The organism is Streptosporangium sp. NPDC005286, from assembly GCF_040607515.1.
GTDB lineage: Bacteria > Actinomycetota > Actinomycetes > Streptosporangiales > Streptosporangiaceae > Streptosporangium.
In genome coordinates, this window is the sequence record NZ_JBEXGU010000005.1 from 1 (window position 1) to 19,306 (window position 19,306).

Consider the following 19,306-nt stretch of genomic DNA (forward strand, 5'->3'; position numbering starts at 1 on the left):
GAGCCTTCCTAGGCTCGGGGCGGGGACAGGGGTACGGGCGCTCAGACGCCGAGGAGTTCGGCGGCGGCCTGCGCGTTGGCGCGGGCGGCGCCGTAGGTGGCCACGTAGGTCACGCCCTCGGGGCGCCAGATGGGCAGGCCCATCTCGACCACCGTGGTGTCGGGGCGGGCGGCCAGCAGCGCGGAGATCACCGACTTGCTGGCCTCGTAGCGATGGGCGTCCTTGACGACGACGATCAGGGAGCGGCCCGAGGCGCGTTCCAGGATGCCCGGCACGTCGGCGGCCTCCGGCTTGACCCGCAACACCTCCGCCCGCGGCAGCAGCGGTGTGAAACCCCACGGCACGTCGCCGACCGCGATGGTCGGCGGGGTGTCCACCTCCACCACCAGCGGGTCGACCGGGGGAGGTGCCGAGCCGGTGAGGCTGACCGCGCGGCGGGCGGCGGTGAGGCCGATCACGTCCCGCTCGGCCTCACCCGTGCGGGGCGTGCCGAACCAGGCGCGCAGGGCGGACACCCGCTCGGCGGCCTCCTCCAGGCGGGTCGCGGGCAGCCGCCCGTCCAGTACGGCGGCGACGATCTCGTCCAGGATCCGGTGGACGTCGTCCTCGGTGGGGATCGGGCCGAGGCAGAGCAGATCGGCTCCGGCGGCGAGGGAGAGTACCGAGCCGCCTGCCAGGCCGTAGGTGTCGGTGACGGCCCGCATGTCGAGGGCGTCGGTGACGATCACACCGTCGTAGCCCAGCTCGCCGCGGAGCAGGCCGGTCAGGGTGGCGGGGGAGAGCGTCGCGGGGAGCCCGCCGGTGACGGCGGGGACACGCACGTGCGCGGTCATGATGGACCTGGTTCCGGCCTCGATCGCGGCGCGGAAGGGCACGAGCTCGCGCTCGCGCAGCAGTTCGGCGGAGGCGTCGACGAGCGGGACCTCCAGGTGGGAGTCCTGCCGGGTCGCGCCGTGGCCTGGGAAGTGCTTGACACAGGCGGCCACGCCCGCCGACTGCAGGCCGTGTACGGCGGCGACGGTGTGCCGGGCGACGAGCGCGGCCTGAGCCCCGAACGAGCGGGTGCCGATCACCGGGTTGTCCTCGGCGGTGTTGACGTCCGCGGACGGGGCCATGTCCAGGTTGACGCCGCACCGGGCCAGGTCGTCGCCGATGGACCGGTAGACCCGCCGGGTGAGCTCGACGTCGTCCACGGCACCGAGGGCGGCGTTGCCGGGATACGGGCTGCCGACGTGGTAGGCGAGCCTGGTGACGTCGCCCCCCTCCTCGTCCAGTGAGATGACCGGGTCGCTTGTCTCACGCAGACGGGAGGTGAGGGCGGACAGCTGCGCGGCGTCGGCGACGTTGAAGCCGAAGAGCGTGACGCCGCCGAGACCGTTCTCCAGCTCCCGCAGGACCCACTCGGGTGCCTCGGTGCCCTGGAACGCGGCGAGCAGAGTGCCGGCCGCGAGACGACGCAGCCCCTGATCGCCGCGATCCGCGATGAGCTCAGACATGGCGGTAGGTGTTCCTTACCTGAGATGTAGGGGAGCGGACATGGAACAGGCAGGGCTGGTACGGCTCGCGCCTTGTGGGTACGAGCCGTACCAGCACCGATGGGGGATCAGCCCTTGACGGCGCCCGCGACGAGTCCGGAGACCATCCGCCGCTGCACCAGGAGAAAGAAGACGATGACCGGGATGGTCATCAGGGTGGAGGCGGCCATGATGCCGCCCCAGTCCACCGACCGCTGGCTGACGAAGTAGCGCAGCGCCACGGGCATGGTGTAGCTGCCCTGGTCGCCGATGAGCGTCAGCGCGAACACGAACTCGTTCCACGCGGTGATGAACGAGAAGATGCTCGTCGCGACGAGGCCGGGGGCCACCAGCGGGAACAGCACCCGCCAGAAGGTGGCGAACCGGCTCGCGCCGTCGATCCAGGCCGCCTCCTCCAGTTCCTTGGGAACCGCCGCGACGAAGGTGCGCAGCATCCAGATGGCGAACGGCAGCGTCATCGCGACGTTCACCACGATGAGGCCGAGGAGCTGGTCGTACAGCCCGGCCCGCCTGACCATCATGAACAGCGGGATGAGCAGTGCCTCGCCGGGGACCATCTGCACGATGAGCAGCAGGATCAGGAACGAGGTGCGCCCGCGGAAGCGGAAGCGGGCCACCGCGGTCGCCGCCAGCAGCGAGAAGACCGCGCCGATGAGCACGGTGCCGAGGGCCACGATGGAGCTGTTGAGCAGGTAGCGCCAGATGGAGTGGCCGGCGACGCCCTCGGTGAAGACCCGCCGCACGTGTTCGAGCGTGGGATCGGTGGGGAAGGGGATGAAGTCCGTCGTGAAGATCTGCTCGCTGCTCTTGAAGGCGGTGCTCACCATCCAGTAGACGGGGAAGACCGCGAACAGGAACACCAGGACGGCCGCGGTGTTCAGGCCGATGTTGCCGAGTCGCTTACGCTGCCGGAGATTTTCCCGCGGCCCGCGCCTGCCGTACGTCGTCATCGCACGTCCTCCGTCTTCACGATCTGGCGGACGTAGAAGAAGGTGATGAAGAGCAGGATCAGCGTCAGCACCACCGCGATGGCCGCGCCCATGCCCATCTTGGGCGGCGCGCTGAAGGCCTGGGTGAAGGCGAACAGCGACAGGTTGAACGCCTCCCGGTTGGAGGTGCCGCCCGCCAGCACGAACAGCTGGGTGAAGACCTTGAAGTCCCAGATCACCGAGAGCACGGTGAGCACCGCGAAGACCGGCTTCAGCAGCGGGAAGGTGATCTTCCAGAAGATCCGCCACGCGGAGGCGCCGTCCACCCTGGCCGCCTCGTACAGCTCCTTGGAGATGCTCTTCAGCCCGGCCAGCACCGAGACCGCGATGAACGGGAACGACGCCCAGACCACCGCGATGATCAGTACCAGGTAGATGGTGAACGCGTCGTTCAGCCACGGCTCGCCGGTCCAGTCGGAGCGGCCGAACAGCAGGGAGGAGAACCAGTCGGGCAGCGCGTTGAGCGCCCAGTTGATGACCCCGGACTCCGCGTCGAACAGCCAGCGCCAGATGATCGCGGTGGCGATCTGCGGGGTGGCCCAGGCGGCCATGATGCCGATGATCAGGAAGGTCGACATCTTCTTGCCCAGCTTGTGCAGGAGCAGGCCGACCAGCGTGCCGAGCAGCAGGGTGAGCGCCACCGTGACGACGGCGAAGACCACCGTGTTACGCAGCGAGGTCCAGAACAGCTCGGACTCGATGAGCTTCTGGTAGTTCTCCAGACCGACGGACTCGGCCGGTACCCCCCGGATCTGCCGCAGTCCCACGTTCTGGAAGGACATGACGACCATCTGGAAGAGCGGGTAGAGCAGCAGGCCCGCGATGACGATCAGGCCGGGGACGAGCAGCGCGTAGGGGACCACCCGAACGGGCAGCCCGGACCTGCGCGGGGGCGTGGCGCCTCGGTGCCCCCGCGCCGGGACGGAGGGGGAGCCCCCGTCCCGGGCGATGGTTGAGGTGTTCGCCATGACTACTGGTTCAGGATCTCTTCGAGTTCCTTGTTGGCGTCGGCCAGCGCGGTGTCGACGTCCTTCTTACCCTCGATGACCGAGCGGGCCGCGCTCTGCAGGACCGCCTTGGTGTCGTTGGCCTCGGCCCAGTTGGTGTCGTTCGGGAAGCCCTTGGCGACCTTGAAGGTCTCGGCGAACGGCGCCTGCACCGGGTCGGACGCGTACTCGGTCAGAGCCTCCGGGTAGAGCGGCAGCAGGCCACCCTCCTTGGCGTAGCGGGTGCCGAACTCCTTGCCGGCGGCCAGCTTGACGTACTCGGCGGACAGTTCGAGGTTCTTGGTGTCCTTCCAGATGGCGATGTCGTTGCCGCCCTGGAAGGCCGGGGCCGGGCCGCTGCCGTCCTTGGCCGGGAGCGAGAAGAAGGACATCTTCGAGTCGTCGACCTTGCCGCCGCTCTGCTCCTTGATCGTGGTGATGTCCCAGCCGCCGGTCACGTACATGCCGACCTTGCCGTTGGCGAAGCGGGTCGCGATGTCCACCGAGTTCTGGGTCAGCGCGGACTTGCGCGAGACGCCGTGCTTGGTCACCAGGTCGGTGTAGTACTGGAAGCCCTCCTTGAACCCGGGCTCGGTCAGCTTGCCGACCCACTTGCCGCCCTCGAACGCGGCGAAGTCGCCGCCGGCCGACCAGACGAACGGGGAGAGCGACATGTTGGCGTCGGAGCCGCCGTTGAAGGCGAAGCCGTCGACGTCCTTGCCCTTCTTGGCGACGATCTTCTTGCCCGCCTCGACGAGCTCCTCCCAGGTCTTGGGCACCTCGATCTTCAGGTCCTCGAACCAGTCCTTGCGGTAGAGGACGGCGCGGGTGCCGCCACCCCACGGGGCGGCGTAGATCTTGCCGTCCACCGTCTCGTAGCCCCACAGGTTCTGCGGGATCTGCTGGAAGTCGGGGGCGGCCTTGACGATGTCGGTGATGTCGGTCAGCGCGTCCTGTGCCACCCAGGCGGCGACCTGGTCGTTGCCGAACTCGGTGACGTCGGGGCCCTCGCCGCCGGCGAGCGCGGCGGTCCACTTGGCCTGCGCGTCGGGCCACGGCACCCACTGGAGCTTGACCTCGGCGCCGGTGGTCTCCTTGAACTTGGCGTTCAGGTCGCCCATGAGCTTGTTCTGCTTCTCGTCCGGAGCGCCGAGGCGCCAGACGGTCAGGGTCTGACCTGCGAACTTGGGTCCGGACGCGGCGGGTGCCGACGCGTCGGAGCCGGCGGCCGGGGTGGCGGGCTCGCTGCTGCCACACGCGGCGAGACCCAGGGCGAGGGCGGCCGTGGTGGCCGTCGTGGTGGCGATTCTCGCGAACTTCACTGGAGTTCTCCCTTTCAGGCTTTCGCCGGAGTTTGCGCTCATCTGTTATGGCCGGGGTCCCCGCGACCCTCTGCACTCACTGGGAGCTGTCGGAACTGTCACAACCCGCGGTCCCGATCACTTGCCTGCGGGCTGGCTAGGGATAAACTAACAAGAAACTTTCTTAAAAGAAACGATCGTTAGCGGATCGTGACGGGAAGGACGGCCTTGTCCACACGCCCGGGGACCCCCCGGTTGCTGCGCCAGCTCAACGACCGTGCGGCGCTGGAGCTCCTGCTGTCCAGTGGCCCGCTAACCCGGGCTGAGCTGGGAGAGCACACCGGGCTCTCCAAGGTGACCGCGGGTCAGCTGCTCGCCAGGCTCCAGGAGCGAGACCTTGTCGCGGTGGTCGGCGAGCAGGCCGGCGGGCGCGGCCCCAACGCCGCGCTCTACGGGGTGGTGCCCTCCTGCGCGTACGTGGCCGGGCTTGACGTGCTCCCCGACCGGATCAGCGCCGGGATCGCCGACATCACCGGCACACTCGTCGCCGAGGTCTCGGCCGACCCCAGCGGGCACGACGATCCGGTACGGCTGGTGCGCGGTGCGGTCGGCCAGGCGTGCGGGGCCACGGGCATCGGCGCGGACCGGCTCCGCGCCTTCGTGATCGGCACCCGGGGCGTCGTCGACCCCGGCACCGGCGACGTGCGGTTCTCCTTCGACCTGCCCTCCTGGCACAACGGCGTGCTCGCCGAGCTCCGTCGCGACCTCGGCGTCCCGGTGACGATCGAGAACGACGTGAACCTGGCCGCGCTGGCCGAGCGCGCGCACGGCGCGGCGCTGGGCGTCGACGACTTCGTACTCGTCTGGGCCGGGGTCGGCCAGGGGCTCGGCGTCATGCTGGGCGGGCGGCTGCACCGCGGTTTCACCGGCGGCGCGGGTGAGATCGGCTGGCTTCCCGTCCCGGGCGAGCCGCTCCCCACCGACGTGAGCGAACCCCAGTCGGGCTCGTTCCAGCGCCTGGTCGGCGGCGACGCCGTGGCCGGGCTCGCGAGCGCCTACGGCATCGGTTCCGCCGCCGACGCGACTCCGGTGGGGGAGCGGGTCCGTACGGCCGTCGCGGAGGGTGCCGAGGCCTTTCTGGACGAGTTGGCCGGGCGGCTGGCGGTCGGCGTCGCCGCGGTCGCCGTGGTCCTGGACCCCGGGCTGATCGTGCTCAGCGGCGACGTCGGCAGGGCGGGTGGGGACGCGCTCGCCGCCAGGGTGCAGGATGCCGTGGCCCGGGTCTGCCCGAGCCAGCCCAGGGTCGTGGTCTCGCGGGTCAGGGGCAACCCCGTGCTGCGCGGCGCGCTGGTGTCGGCGCTGCAGCAGGCTCGGGAGCAGGTGTTCTCCGACACCGTCTGATGTCACCGTCTGATGTCACCGTCTGACGTTCTTCCGCCCGGAGGACGCCGGCGGCCGATCCGTTCTCGATCCTCGCGGGTTCCTTACCGGACGGCGACACCGGACGACGACACCGGACGGCGACGGTGGCCGGTGACGGTGGCCGGCGGGGTTCCGGAGCGCCGCTCTGCCGGGAAGGGCGAAGTTGACGATCCGCCGACCGGCCCGTGACCCCTTCTGGAGGACTGGGTCTCCAACCGGCAGGTGTTTGGTGAAGAATTGCCGTCATGCGTGACATCGTGCTGATCTCCGACGCCCGAGTCGCCTCGATCCCCGTCGAGGAGTCCGGTGAGCCCTTGATCGACGTGCGGGGGCGGTTGGAGACGGACGGGCGGCTCGCCGACACCGAGGGGGCCTTCGCCCACCTGCGGCTCGGGCTGCTGGACCGGCTGGAGAAGGCGCAGGCGCAGCTTCCCGGGGGATACCGGCTGCTGGTCGTGGAGGGCTACCGGCCACTGGCGACCCAGAAAAAGATCTTCGATGACTACTCGGCGGAGTTGCGGACGACATTTCCGGAAATGTCGCCCGCGGAGCTCCGGAGTGCGGCGAGCCGCTACGTCTCGCCCGTCGAGATCGCCCCGCACACCGCGGGAGCGGCGGTCGATCTGACCCTGTCCGCCGAGGACGGGACCGAGCTCGACATGGGCACCCCGCTCAACGCCACCCCCGAGCAGAGCGGCGGCGCCTGCTACACCGAGGCCCCCGGCCTGTCGGCCGAGGCCCGGCGCCACCGCAAGATCCTCGGCGCGGCCCTGGAGGCGGTCGGCCTGGTCAACTATCCCACCGAGTGGTGGCACTGGTCCTACGGCGACCGCTACTGGGCCATGACCACCGGCGCCCCCTGCGCCGTCTACGGCCCGACCTCCACCTGACCACGGCTACTCGCCCGTCCGGCCGCGATCCGCCCCGCCGCCGAGGAACCGTTCTCGCGGCTCACCACGCGCGAACGCCAGATCCTCGATCTCATCGCGGCGGGGTTGTCCAACCGCCGGATCGCCGAGTGCCTGGCCCTGTCACCGAAGACCGTCCGCGCCCACGCCGTCATCCGCGCCCGCGAAGCGGGCCTCGGCCGCCGGGTCGGAGCGTCCGGCGTCGACGGGAGCGGTGTCAGGGACGGACCGCGCCGAGGAGGCGGCCCCACCAGTAGTCGTCGAGGTCGACCACTTTGATGATGTCGCCGGTCCGCGGGGCGTGCACCATCTTGCCGTTGCCCGCGTACATGCCCATGTGGCCCAGACCTTTGCTGAAAAGCAGGTCACCGGGCTGCAACCGGTTCAGATCCAGGGGTACCCGCCTGCCGGCCCCCCAGCTCCACTGCTCCCAGGTGGTGCGGGGGATGCTGACCCCGGCGTTGCGCCAGGCGGTTTGCGTCAGGCCTGAACAGTCATACGATCCCGGCCCCTCCCCGCCCCACTGGTACGGCTTGCCGATCTGCGCGTAGGCGAACTGCAGAGCGGTCCTCGCGTTGCCGGAGGCCGAGCCGGTGTAGGTGATGCCGGCACTGTTGGGGTCGCCGACCCGGAAGGCGCCGAGCCTGCGCAGCAGCTTCGTCTGCTCGGCGATCAGGCGCTTGGTCCTGGTCCTTTCCGCGGCCAGCGTGTCTCGCGCCTTGTCCGCTTCGGTCAGCGCGTCCTTGGCCTTGCCGTGCCGCAGTCTGAGGGCTCGGGTGGCGGCGTCGAACGTACGCAGCGACTCCGCGTGCCCGGCCGATATCTGGTCGACCGCGGCCATGCCGCTCAGGAGCGAGCGTGGGTCGTCGCTGGAGATGAGCCCCGCCCCGCCGCTCAGCCCGCCGGCCTGGTAGGTGCTGACGGCCAACGTGACGAGGTTGCGGCGCAGGGCGTCGACTGATTCGCGCTGCTGACCGTAGACCTTGTTCAGCTTGTCGTAGTGCTTCTTGGCCTTCTTCCAGCGCTCGTTGGCCAGGTTGTAGCGGTCGACGATCTTGCCGGCCTGGTCATTGAGCTTCGCGAGTTTCGCCCTGGCCTGGGAGAGGGTGGGCCGTGGTTCGGCGACCGCTCCGTCGAGAGGTGACAGCAGGACGGCGATCACGACTCCCGCCGCCACAGGTATCCGTCTGACTCGCACCGGCATGCCTGCAACGGCCACTGTGTGATGCCTTCCCTTGTCCCGATGTCGGGCGAAATGCTACAGAAGCAGGACAGGCTATTCACCCTTTACTCCGTATTTCCGCACCGGTGCGAGACGATCATGCTTGGCGGCCGGGCGGGGCTGTGGATCCGCCCGCGATGCGCCCTGTCACATGTTTGCTGTTCAACATGGATTTCCGAAGCTTGTTCGGAGGTCTCACCGGCTGCCGACCCGCCTGAGGGTGAGAGGTCGTTGGGCGAATGGAATGACTATCAGCCGTAGTAGAAGGCCCCCTATGTCGTGCCGGGCAGCCGAGCGTGTGCGGTCGGCGCGTTGGGGGACAGACCGGCCTCGGCGGTGTCTCCTCAGCCTGTGTCGGCTCGGCCGGGTGTCAGGACGGCGGCCACGAGGGCCGCGGCGACCGCGGTGACCGCGGCGAGGATATGGCCGCTGGTGAACCCGGAAAGCGTGTCCCCGATCAGGCTGGCCGCTGCGACGCTGGAGATGGCGGCGGCTCCGATGGAGGCGCCGAACTCGTGGAATGTGCTGACGATCTTCGCCTCGCGACGTACCACCCGGCCGTTTCTCGCCGCGGCGGGATCCGCGGGACCAGTACCTAGGGTGTGGGGGGCCGCCAGCGCAGTGGGCCGTCGGGAGTGGTGCCGATCAGGCGGCCGGCGTGGGCGGTGAGGGTGGTGCTCCCGGCGGCGGAACACAGGTCGGCCCACTCGCCGGGTCCCGGCAGTGGCAGCCGGGTGCGGACGCGATCGGCGCTGTCGACGGCGTAGAGGCGGCCGTTCATGGCGGTCATGGCCACCGCGCCCGTCGGCCCGCTCGCGAGTCCGCCCGTGCTCTCGTCGGCCGGGATCCACTCCGCGGTGTCCGGGGGCAGGTACCAAAGCCCGCCGGCGGCGGTGACGGCCCACAGGTCGCCGTCCACCAGGGCCAGCCCCACCCCGCCCGGCGGGGCGTCGCCGAGCGTGACCCAGGGGGCCCGCGTGCCCGGGTCGCGGTAGACGAGACGGCCGTCGCCGGTCAGCCCGTACAGGCCGACGGGCCTGGTGCCGGACGCCTCGCGCGGGGTGGCCATGGCCACGACGCCGCCGCCCGAGTCGATGCGGCGCCAGCGCAGGTTCTGGCCGCAGACGTCCCTGCGGTACAGCGCGTCGTCGGTGCCCACCCCGTACAGCCGCGAGTCGCACGCGGTCAGCGCGCGGATCGAGCCGCCGGGGCCGATCACCTCCCAGCCGGAGACGCGGCGGGAGAGCCGGTCGAGCACGTTGCGGGTGATCCGCTCCACCGCCGGGTCGTGCAGGGTGTTTCCCCAGTTCACGGTGGAGGCGGTGAACACGGTCCCGGCGCCGAGGCCGAAGACGCCCATGGTGGCCATGCCGCCCTGGCCGTACCGGTGCCAGTGCCGCAGGTCGGCGGTGGCCAGGATGACGAAGGACGGCGGGGTGCCGTCGCGCCCGGTGGCCACCGGCACGCCGTCCACCTCGGTGAAGTCGCAGGCGTCGGTCTCGTAGCCGATGGCGCCCCTGCCGAACGTGTCGCCCTCGCCCAGCTTGGTGCCCTCGAACACCCAGTGTTCGGGGAAGCGGACCGTGTAGGACTCCTCGTGCATGAGCCGCATGTACGGACCCCAGGTCCCCGCGCCGTGCCGGAAGCTGACCCCGGTCAGGCTGTTCTCCGGACGGTTCACCGGCGCGCTGGACCACTCGACGGTGGTGAGGGCGGGATTCACCGTGGCCATCGGATCGGCGACCGCGTCGCGGTAGCAGACCATGGTGCGCCCGTCGTCCTCCAGCCGGAACTGCCACCAGCAGGTGTTGCCGGAGAAGACGGCCAGGTTTCCACCCCGGCCGACGAACTCCTCGACGCTGTCGCGCATCCCCGCCGACCAGTACTCGTCGTGCCCGCTGACCATCAGCAGCCGGTAGCCGGCCAGCAGTTCGCGCCCGGAGTGCAGGTCCAGGGCGGAGCAGTAGTCGACGTCGTATCCGGCGGGCCCCAGCCAGCGGATCATGCCCTCCTCCCAGCGCTCGGGCGGCGGCCCGCCGCCCGGCCGGTCGAAGGAGACGCGCGAGGCCCGGGTGGCCTGCTCGGTCCAGTAGATGGACTCGCCGGGAATGCCCGCCCGGTTGTACGCCTGCCAGGTCGGGAACGGGATCGACAGCAGGATCGGCGAGCCGGCCCTGGCGGCCCGTACGACGAAGTAGACCTCGCAGACCCCCTCGTCGGTGGTGAAGATCGCGCGGTAGAGCGAGCTGGGCCAGCCGGCGGAGACGTCGAGCGTCCAGGACGGGCCGGTGAACTCCCCTTCGAGCACCGCCAGGTCCGTGGCCACGTCCTCGATCAGCACCGAGCCGCGCAGCGGGGCCCGGGAGGCGCGGGCGAGGTGGAAGCGGAGTGAGCCGCCCTGGACGCAGGACGTCGACTCGGCGTAGGCGTGGACCGTCATCGGGCTCCGGTTCCGGGCAGGAGGCCGGGCGGTGGGCGCCGGCCGGGGTGGGCGTGGACCGTCATCGGGCACCTCCGGCGGGGAGTACCCGGGTTCTGGTCCGGGGAAGGAAGTGGCGGAGGAGTCAACCGACGGGCTCCAGCACCTCGCGGAACGCGGCCTCGACCAGCAGGGACTCCAGATCGAGGAGGTAGCGTTCCATCGCGGGGCGGGACAGGTGGCGGGTGTCGGCGGTGAGCGAGACGCCCAGCCCGCCGGGCTCGCCGGTCACGTGCAGGCAGAACCGGCAGTTGAGCCTCTCCTGGCTGAGCGGCCAGGAGAGGGTCGTCTCCGCCAGCGCGTCCCGCACGGTCCGCTCGTCGGGGGAGGCGTCCACCTGGTCGGCGAAGCGCATGTCGTTGAAACAGCAGTACGGGTGGATCGGCGTGCCCCGCTCCCGGCTGATCCGCTCGGTGATCCCGTCCCGCTCGGCGGGGTCGTGGTAGGCGGATCGGTAGGCGCGCAGCGCGGCGGGCTTGGCCGCGCGCAGCAGTTCGGTGAAGTCGCCCCGGCGCAGGTCCAGCACGAACAGGCCCTCCTGGGAGAGCGTGGTGACGGCGCCGGCCGTGTCGCCGCGGAAGCGGTTGCCCACGATCGGCAGCATCGCGCACACGTCGTGGCCGTTCACCTTCCCGGCCAGTACCGACGCGGCGGTCAGCAGGACCGTCGAGGTGCTCGTGCCGCGCACGGCGGCGATCCGCCGCACCGCCAGGTCCATCGCCCGCGAGACGAGTCGCGCCCGCCAGATCGGCGGATCCGCGGGTACGTCCTCGCGCCGGTCGAACATGGTCGGCGGAATGCGCCGGTACTCGCTCTCCCAGTGCTCGGCGGCGATCCTCGCGACCTTCAGACCCCGCTCGGAGCCCTGCCAGCGGGCCAGATCCAGCGGTGAGGGCGGGGGCGGGCCCGGCAGGGAGCCGCGCAGCAGGAGCAGCCGCAGGTCCGTGACCGCCACCTCGGCCCCGAGGCCGTCGGCGGCCAGATGGCAGAAGACGAGCACGATGTGAGTGACCTCGCCGCGCTCGACGACGAGCCCGATCCGCAGCGGCCACTCGTTCCCGTAGTCGAAGGCGGTCTGTGCCAGCGCGTCCCGCAGCCGCTCGGGGTCGCCCTCGGAGACGGTGACCGGGACGGTCCCGGTGGTCTCCAGCACCTGCCACGGCTCCGTGCCGCCGCCTCCGTACCCGTGAGCCTTCGCGGGGGCCTGAAGGTACGGTCGCGCGGTTCCGTACGGGGGCTCGCCCAGCCTGGTTCGCAGCGACTCGTGCCGTTCCACCAGCGCGCGCAGCACCTCGGCGGCCCGCGCCACGGTGAGCGGTCTGGCCCGCCGGGGCACGGCGAGCACCCGGCCGAAGTTGAAGTAGTGGTCGTCCGGCGCCGTCCTTTGGATCGTGTCCCAGATGGCGCGCTGCCCCCAGGTCAGCGGTGCCGTCCCCGATCGGCTCCCCGAGAACCGGATGTCCATGTGCTCCCCCTGTTGTAGGAGTCGGAGGTCAGGAGCGCGAGCGCCGTGCCTCGTCGATGTGGCGCTCCAGCGCGTCCAGGTCGTCCAGCAGGTCGAGCCCGTCGCCCGACAGGTCGATCTCCACCCCGAACTCGGTCTCCACCGCGTCGATCAGCCGCATCTGCGCCAGGGAGGTGACCCCCAGCGCGGACAGCGGGACCGTGGCGGTCAACGCCTCCCCGGCCGTGACCGCGCCGTCGGAGGCCGAGGCCACCATCGCCGCCAGCCGTTCCCTGACCATGACGATCTCCTCTCGTACGCTCCCCGGCACCACTCGGTCGGACATCTTCAGGACCTCCTCGCGCTGAGCGGGCGCAGGTCGGTCCAGACGCGGTCGATGTGGGCGAGGCAGTCCTCCCTGGTACCGCGGGCGCCCTCGTGCCGCCAGCCGTCCGGCAGGTCCCGGCCGTCCGGCCAGATCGAGTACTGCTCCTCGTGGTTGACCACGACGTGGTAGTCCAACTCAGCTCCCGGTCTCCATGAGGCGCGCGGCCTCCTCGTCGGACAGTTCGGCCAGTTCGGCGACGAGCATTTCCTCCACCGCCGCCGCGAGGTCGGCCACGGTGCTCCGCGCGAACAGGGTGCGGATCGGCACGTCCACCTCGATGGCGGCGCGGAGCCTGGCGACGGCGCGGGTGGCCAGCAGCGAGTGACCGCCCAGCGCGAAGAAGTCGTCGAAGGCACCGACCTCCTCGATCCCCAGCACCTCGCCGAAGATCTCGGCCACCAGCTCCTCGGCGTCGCCACGCGGGGCGGTTCTCGTCCGGGGGCCGGCCTCGGGCGCGGGCAGCGCGGCCCGGTCGAGCTTGCCGTTCCCGGTCAGCGGCAGGGTCGTGAGGTTCACCCAGAGCGTGGGGACCATGTGGGCGGGCAGCGCCCCGGCCAGATATCCGGCCAGTTCCTCGCCGGTGGCCGTGCCGACGACGTAGCCGACCAGGGTCTCCCGGCGCACCGCCACCGCGGCCTGGCCGACACCGGGGTGGGTCAGCAGCCATGCCTCGATCTCGCCGGGCTCGATCCGGAAGCCGCGGACCTTGACCTGGTCGTCGAGGCGGCCGAGGAACTCCAGCCGCCCGTCGGACCGCCAGCGCGCCAGGTCGCCGGTCCGGTAGATCCGTTCTCCACGCAGGACGGGGAAGCGCTCGGCGGTGAGGCCCGGCCTGGCGAGGTAGCCGGTGGCCACCCCGGCCCCGCCGACGCAGAGCTCGCCGGGGGCTCCCGGCGGGACCTCCTGGCCGGTGCCGTCCAGCAGCAGGACCGAGGTGTCGGCGATCGGGACGCCGATGGGCGGCCGTCCCAGGGAGCCGTCCAGCTCGGCGGCGGTGGCGATGATCGTCGCCTCGGTCGGGCCGTAGGTGTTGACCAGCCGCACCCGGTCGCCGAAACGCTCGCGCCAGCGGGTCACGGCCGCCTCGTGCACCTGCTCGCCGCCGAGGATCACCAGACGCAGGGTCGGCGGCCAGGGGATCTCGTCGATGTCGTCGACCAGCGCGTGCCAGTAGGCCGTGGGCAGGTCGAGCACGGTGACCTGGTCGAGGTGGTCGGGCAGGGTGACGCCGCCCTCGGGCAGCAGCTCCAGCCGGGCCCCGGCGACCAGTGCCGGGTAGATCTCCTCGGCGTGGGTGTCGAAGCTCAGCGAGGCGAACTGGACCATCCGGTCGCCCGGACCCAGCCCGTACGCCTCGCGCATCCACGCGACGCGGGCGGCCAGGTTGCGGTGCGAGACCACGACGCCCTTCGGTGTTCCGGTGGACCCGGAGGTGTAGATCACGTAGGCGGCCCCGCCGTCCGGCGCCGCCGGATCGGCGATCCGGCCGGTCTCCGGAGCGGGAGGCCGGTCGTCCACGTGGACGGCCGGGGTGGTGGAGGGCAGCCGGTCGCGCAGGGCCGCCGAGGTGAGGACGAGGCGGGTGGCGCTGTCGTCCAGCATGAAGGCGAGCCGCTCGGCGGGGTGGTCCGGGTCGAGCGGCAGGTAGGCCGCCCCCGCCCGCCAGACCGCGAGCAGGGCCGCGACGGCGTCGGGTGACCTGTCCAGGCAGACGCCGACCACGTCGCCCCCGGCGACGCCGTGCCCCCGCAGGAGCGCGGCCAGCTCGTCGGCGCGGGCGTCCAGCCCGGCGTAGCCGAGCGTGGCGTCCCCGGATCCGATCGCGACCGCGCCCGGCGTGTCGCGTACGGTCGCCGCGAACAGGTCGGGCACCAGGGCGGCGGTGGGCCGTACCGGGCCACGGGAGAGGCGCAGGAGCAGGGCGTCGTCGTCCCCGGTGCGCAGCGGCAGCTCCGAGACGCGGTCGCCGGACGCGCCGGGCAGCGCGGTGAGCAGCAGGCGGAACCGCGCGGCCATGGCCTCGACCGTGGCCCGGTCGAAGAGCTCGGCGTCGTAGACGAAGCTGAGCATGAGCTCGTGCTCGTCCTGCCACGCCTCCAGCATCAGCTCCAGCTTGGCCTGCCGCATGCCGTGCTCGAACGCCGTGGCGGTCAGCCCGGCGAAGGCGTCTCGGGCCTGCCCGGAGTCCTGCGTGTGCAGGATGAGCATGGTCTGGAACAGCGGCGTGCGGGTGAGGTCGCGCTCGACCCCCAGGGCCCGCACCAGCTCCTCGAACGGCACGCCGCGGTGGGAGAAGGCGTCCAGGACACCGGTCCTGGTCTCGCGGAGCAGGTCCGAGAAGGTGGGGTCGGCCGACAGGTCGCCGCGCATGACCAGGGTGTCGCTGAGATAGCCGACGACCGGTTCGAGCTCGACCCGGTCCCGGCCGGCGGTGGCCGTACCGACGAGGATGTCGCTCCGGCCGCTGTGCCGGGACAGGAGAACCTGGTAGGCGGCGAGCAGGACCATGAACATGGTGGCGCCGTGCTCCCTGCCCAGCCGGGCCAGGGCGGCGGCCTCGGTCTCCGCCAGGCGGACGGTGGCCACCTCGCCGCGCCTGGCGGCCCCGGCGGTGCGTGGCCGGTCGACCGGCAGGTCCAGCGGGGTGGGGCCGGCGAGCCTGTCCCGCCAGTAGCCGAGCAGGCCGCCGAGGTCGCGCTCACGCTGCCAGCGGGCGACGTCGCCGAACTGGAGCGGGACCGGGGGCAGGGCGGTGTCGCCGGAGTACAGGCGTGACACCTCGTCGAAGACGAGGTTGAGCGACCAGCCGTCGCCGAGGATGTGGTGGAGCACGACGCACAGGACGTGGTCGTCCTCGGCGATCCGGATCAGCGCGACGCGCAGGGGCGGTTCGGCACCCAGCTCGAAGGGCGCGTTGGTCAGAGCCGAGACCAGCTCCAGTGCCTCGGCCTCGGCTGCGGCGCTCATCTCGTCGATGGCCACGGGACCCGGTGGATCGATGACCACGACCGGCGCGCCGTCCACCTCGGGGAAGCGGGTGCGCAGGCTCTCGTGGCGGGCGGCCGTGCCCGCCAGGGCGCGGGCCAGGGCGTCCCGGTCCAGTGGCCCGCGCAGCCGCCTGACCAGGCACATGTTGTACGACGCGTCGTCTCGGTCGAGCCGGTTGAGGAACCAGAGCCGCTCCTGGCCGAAGGAGAGCGGCGGGGCGGTTCCCTCGGGCCTCGGGCGCGGCCCGTCGCTCTCACGGACCGGGACGCCGAAGCCGGACCTCGCCCCCGCGATCGGGACGCCGGGGTCGGGCAGCAGTTCCGCCAGCCCGGCGACCGTCGGCCGGGTGAACACCTCGCGGACGGGAACCTCCGCTCCGGACAGCGCCGCCAGCCGTGAGGTGACCATGGTGGCCAGCAGCGAGTGCCCGCCCAGGGTGAAGAAGTCGTCGTGCGCCCCGATCTCCGCCGCCCCGAGCACCTCGGCGAAAACCTGGGCGACCATCCGCTCGGCGGGGGTGCGGGGGGCGGTCGCGTCCCGCGCGGGCGTCCCGCCCACCTCGGGAAGCGCGTTGCGGTCGACCTTCCCGTTGGGGGTCAGCGGCAACGCCGCCACCTCGACGAACACGCTGGGCACCATGTAGCCGGGCAGCTCGCGCGCGGCGTGCTCCCCGAGACCGTCGAGCGCTCCGCGGCCGTCCGGTCCTGACCGCGCGGGCGGCGGCGCGGCGGGTACCGCGAAGGCCACCAGCCGGTCCCCGCGCACCGCGACGACCGCCTGCCGCACACCGGGGTGGGTGTCGAGCACCGCCTCGATCTCGCCGAGCTCGATGCGGTGACCGCGTAGCTTGACCTGGTTGTCGGTACGGCCGAGGAACTCCAGGGTGCCGTCGTTGCGGAGGCGGACGCGATCTCCCGTCCGGTAGTGCCGCGAGCCGCCGGGGCCGGGGACGAAGCGCTCCGCGGTCAGGGCCGGGCGGCCCAGATAGCCGGTGGCCACTCCCGCGCCGCCGATGAGCAGCTCTCCGGCCACCCCGATCGGGCACGGTCCGCCGGCGGGGTCGGTGACGTGGACGACGGTGTTGGCGATCGGGCGGCCGATGACGATCTCGCCGGGATCCTCCGGGACGTCCCAGGCCGTGGACCAGATGGTTGTCTCGGTCGGGCCGTAGACGTTGACGAGCCGGTCGAGGTGCGGACGGAGCTCGCGGGCGAGCCGGGGCGCGAGCGGCTCACCGCCGGTCAGGCCCACCACGCGCGGCAGGTCCCCGGTGAGCAGGACCCGCCAGCCCGAGGGGGTGGCCTGTACGTGGGTCACGCCCTCGTCCCTGATCAGGCGCGCGAGCCGCGCGCCGTCCCGGGCCTTCTCCGCGTCGGCGACGACCACCCGGCCACCGGTCACCAGCGGCAGGTAGAGCTCCAGGGCGGAGATGTCGAACGACAGCGAGGTCAGCGCCAGCCACACGTCCCGGGGTGCGGAGCGCAGCAGCGCGCGCATCGCCAGCAGGAAGTTGGTCAGCGCCCGGTGGGGCACCACCACCCCCTTCGGCCGCCCGGTGGACCCGGAGGTGTAGAGCACGTACGCGGTGTCGCCGGGGCGTGGCCGCGTGGTCACGGCGGGGGCCGCGGTCGCCGGGGGAAGGTCGTCGAGGCCGGTCAGGACCAGCGCCGCCGCGGAGTCCTCGATCACGTACGCGACGCGGGCCTCGGGGTAGTCGGGGTCGACGGGAAGGTAGGCCGCGCCGCTCATCGCCACGCCCAGCAGGGCGACGAGCATGTCGGCACCGCGTTCCATCCGGACCGCGACCAGCGAGCCGCGCCCGATACCCACCGCGCTCAGCCGCCCGGCGAGCTCCGCCGCCCGCCCGGCCAGTTCCGCGTACGTGAGTTCCTCAGCTCCGGACCCGCCCGCCGGCGCGGTGCCGGCGGGCGCGGCCCGTACCGCGATCGCGCCTGGGGTCGCCGCGGCCTGTTCGAGCAGCAGGTCGACCAGCGTGATCTCGGGCGGTTCGGTCCCGGTGTCGTTCCACTCCTCCAGCAGGGCGAGCTCGGCCTCCGGCAGCATCCGCAGTGAGCTCACCGGCGAGCCGGGGTCGGCCACCACGGCCGCGAGCAGTTCCTGGAAGCGGGCGACCAGCCGTTCCACGCTCTCGCGGTCGAACAGCTCGGTGCTGTAGATGACGGTGCCGTACAGGTGGCCGTCGTCGCCGGGGGAGAGGTCCATGGACAGGTCGAGCCGGGCACGGGACCAGCCGCTGGGGAAGGGTGTGGCGTCGAGGCCGGGCAGGGGCTCGGCCCACTCGCCGTGGGTGTGGAAGGCGAACATGGTCTGGAACAGCGGCGTGCGGCTGAGATCACGTTCCATGTCGAGGTCCGCCACCAGGCGTTCGAAGGGGACCTCCTGCCGCGAGAGCCCGTCCAGCACCATCCTGCGGGTGCGCCTGAGCAGGTCGTCGAAGGTGGGGTCGCCGGACAGGTCGCAGCGGAGGGCCAGCGTGGTCGAGAGGAAACCGATCATGGTCTCCAGCTCGGTGCTGCCGCGACCGGCCGAGGGGGTGCCCACGCAGAAGTCGTGCTGGCCGGTGTGCCGGTGGAGCAGGACCTGGTAGGCCGCCAGCAGCACCATGAAGGGCGTGCATCGGGCACGCCGGGCGAGGGCGCCGATCGAGGCGGCCATGCCGGCCTCGATCCGGAAGTCGACCTCGGCGCCCTCGCCGGTCCGCAGGGCGGGGCGCGGCCGGTCGGTCGGGAGCTCCAGGGCGGGCACCCCGGCGAGCCGCTCGGTCCACCAGCGGAGCTCGGAGTCCGCGGGGCGCAGGTCGCGCGCGTACTCGCCGTACTGCAGGGGAAGCTCGGGCAGCGCCGCGCCGCCCCGGCTGCCGTAGTGGACGGCGACCTCGGAGCGGAGCACGTTCAGCGACCAGCCGTCGCCGTTGATGTGGTGCAGGACGACGCAGAGCACGTGCTCCTCGGGGCCGAGTTCGATCAGCGAGACCCGGAACGGCGGCGCGGCGGCCAGGTCGAAGGCCGTGTTGGTGACCGCGGAGACCAGGGCGGCGGCCTCCCGCGCGTCCCGGGCCGCCAGCCGCTCGACCGGTACCGGCGAGGGCGGGTCGACGATCGCCAGGGGCTTCCCGTCCACCTCGCGGAACCTGGTCCGCAGGCTCTCGTGCCGGGTGGCCGCGGCGGTGAACGCGGCCTCCAGGGCGGCCCTGTCAAGGCGACCTTTCAATCTGTAAACATAGGATGTGTTGTAGGTCGAGTCGCCCGGGTCGAGCCGGTGCAGAAACCAGAGCCGCTGCTGGCCGGGTGACAGGGGGTACTCCGTCGCCGGCCGGCCGGTTGGAACGGTCTCTGGTTGGAACACGCAGGGCTCCTTTTTCGGCCGCGGGTCCGGTAACTCGCGCAATCGCGCTGGAAATTGGTACGCAAAAGGCCCACTCCGTGCATATTTGCCCAGTTGGGCGGGCCTCGGGAAAGGTCACTTTCTGGAAAGAAACCTTTCAGTTAGTTCTGGGTGGTCAGTGTTACACCTTCACTCCAAGGGCGCAAGGCCCACTCTCGCGAGGGTTTTGTCCTCCCATCGAACCTCCGCCAAAGGCCTTGCAAGGCTGTGGCGATCATGTAAGACTGGCGCTCGATTTT

Annotated in this window: 14 protein-coding genes; 3 read left to right on the plus strand and 11 right to left on the minus strand. The window is 71.6% G+C overall.

Annotation, left to right across the window (positions count from 1 at the left end; genetic code table 11):
- Positions 1-41 precede the first annotated feature (41 nt).
- The 4 genes from ABZU75_RS03280 to ABZU75_RS03295 all read right to left on the minus strand — a co-directional run bounded on the left by ABZU75_RS03280 (position 42) and on the right by ABZU75_RS03295 (position 4,832).
- The gene (locus tag ABZU75_RS03280) at positions 42-1,496 is read right to left on the minus strand and encodes a glycoside hydrolase family 3 protein (RefSeq protein ID WP_355548998.1); all 1,455 of its coding nucleotides are present in this window, start codon (positions 1,494-1,496) and stop codon (positions 42-44) included.
- 107 nt (positions 1,497-1,603) lie between these two features.
- A complete protein-coding gene (locus tag ABZU75_RS03285; protein WP_355549000.1) occupies positions 1,604-2,485 on the minus strand; it encodes a carbohydrate ABC transporter permease in 882 nt (293 codons plus the stop codon).
- Positions 2,482-3,492 carry a sugar ABC transporter permease gene (locus tag ABZU75_RS03290; RefSeq protein ID WP_355549002.1) on the minus strand — a complete coding sequence of 337 codons (1,011 nt, stop codon included), beginning with the start codon at positions 3,490-3,492 and terminating at the stop codon, positions 2,482-2,484. The genes ABZU75_RS03285 and ABZU75_RS03290 overlap by 4 nt, the downstream gene beginning before the upstream one ends.
- 2 nt (positions 3,493-3,494) lie before the next feature.
- Entirely contained in the window at positions 3,495-4,832 is a 1,338-nt protein-coding gene (locus tag ABZU75_RS03295) for a sugar ABC transporter substrate-binding protein (protein ID WP_350913098.1), read from the minus strand.
- Between the two features lie 207 nt (positions 4,833-5,039).
- Between ABZU75_RS03295 and ABZU75_RS03300 the strand changes: the two genes are divergently transcribed.
- From ABZU75_RS03300 to ABZU75_RS03310, 3 genes are all read left to right on the plus strand, one after another.
- Positions 5,040-6,212: an ROK family transcriptional regulator gene (locus ABZU75_RS03300; protein WP_355549005.1), complete on the plus strand. Its 1,173-nt coding sequence runs from the start codon at positions 5,040-5,042 to the stop codon at positions 6,210-6,212.
- A 266-nt stretch (positions 6,213-6,478) separates the two neighbouring features.
- Complete coding sequence (locus ABZU75_RS03305) at positions 6,479-7,123, plus strand: M15 family metallopeptidase (protein WP_355549007.1); 645 nt, start codon at positions 6,479-6,481, stop codon at positions 7,121-7,123.
- A gap of 27 nt (positions 7,124-7,150) precedes the next feature.
- Positions 7,151-7,420: a LuxR C-terminal-related transcriptional regulator gene (locus tag ABZU75_RS03310; RefSeq protein ID WP_355549194.1), complete on the plus strand. Its 270-nt coding sequence runs from the start codon at positions 7,151-7,153 to the stop codon at positions 7,418-7,420.
- On the opposite strand, the gene ABZU75_RS03315 is transcribed toward ABZU75_RS03310, so the two are convergent.
- The 7 genes from ABZU75_RS03315 to ABZU75_RS03345 all read right to left on the minus strand — a co-directional run bounded on the left by ABZU75_RS03315 (position 7,359) and on the right by ABZU75_RS03345 (position 19,028).
- On the minus strand, positions 7,359-8,318 hold the full coding sequence (locus ABZU75_RS03315) for an NlpC/P60 family protein (protein ID WP_355549009.1): 960 nt from the start codon (positions 8,316-8,318) through the stop codon (positions 7,359-7,361). The genes ABZU75_RS03310 and ABZU75_RS03315 overlap by 62 nt on opposite strands.
- 389 nt (positions 8,319-8,707) lie before the next feature.
- Complete coding sequence (locus ABZU75_RS03320) at positions 8,708-8,917, minus strand: hypothetical protein (RefSeq protein ID WP_355549011.1); 210 nt, start codon at positions 8,915-8,917, stop codon at positions 8,708-8,710.
- A 41-nt stretch (positions 8,918-8,958) separates the two neighbouring features.
- Positions 8,959-10,803, minus strand: coding sequence for a N,N-dimethylformamidase beta subunit family domain-containing protein (locus tag ABZU75_RS03325; RefSeq protein WP_355549013.1), 1,845 nt, complete (start codon positions 10,801-10,803; stop codon positions 8,959-8,961).
- Between the two features lie 124 nt (positions 10,804-10,927).
- Complete coding sequence (locus ABZU75_RS03330) at positions 10,928-12,307, minus strand: hypothetical protein (RefSeq protein WP_355549015.1); 1,380 nt, start codon at positions 12,305-12,307, stop codon at positions 10,928-10,930.
- A 28-nt stretch (positions 12,308-12,335) separates the two neighbouring features.
- Positions 12,336-12,632: an acyl carrier protein gene (locus ABZU75_RS03335; protein WP_350913115.1), complete on the minus strand. Its 297-nt coding sequence runs from the start codon at positions 12,630-12,632 to the stop codon at positions 12,336-12,338.
- Positions 12,633-12,634: 2 nt separating this feature from the next.
- Positions 12,635-12,808: an MbtH family protein gene (locus ABZU75_RS03340; RefSeq protein WP_350913117.1), complete on the minus strand. Its 174-nt coding sequence runs from the start codon at positions 12,806-12,808 to the stop codon at positions 12,635-12,637.
- A gap of 1 nt (position 12,809) precedes the next feature.
- Positions 12,810-19,028, minus strand: coding sequence for an amino acid adenylation domain-containing protein (locus ABZU75_RS03345; protein ID WP_355549018.1), 6,219 nt, complete (start codon positions 19,026-19,028; stop codon positions 12,810-12,812).
- Between the last annotated feature and the right edge of the window lie 278 nt (positions 19,029-19,306).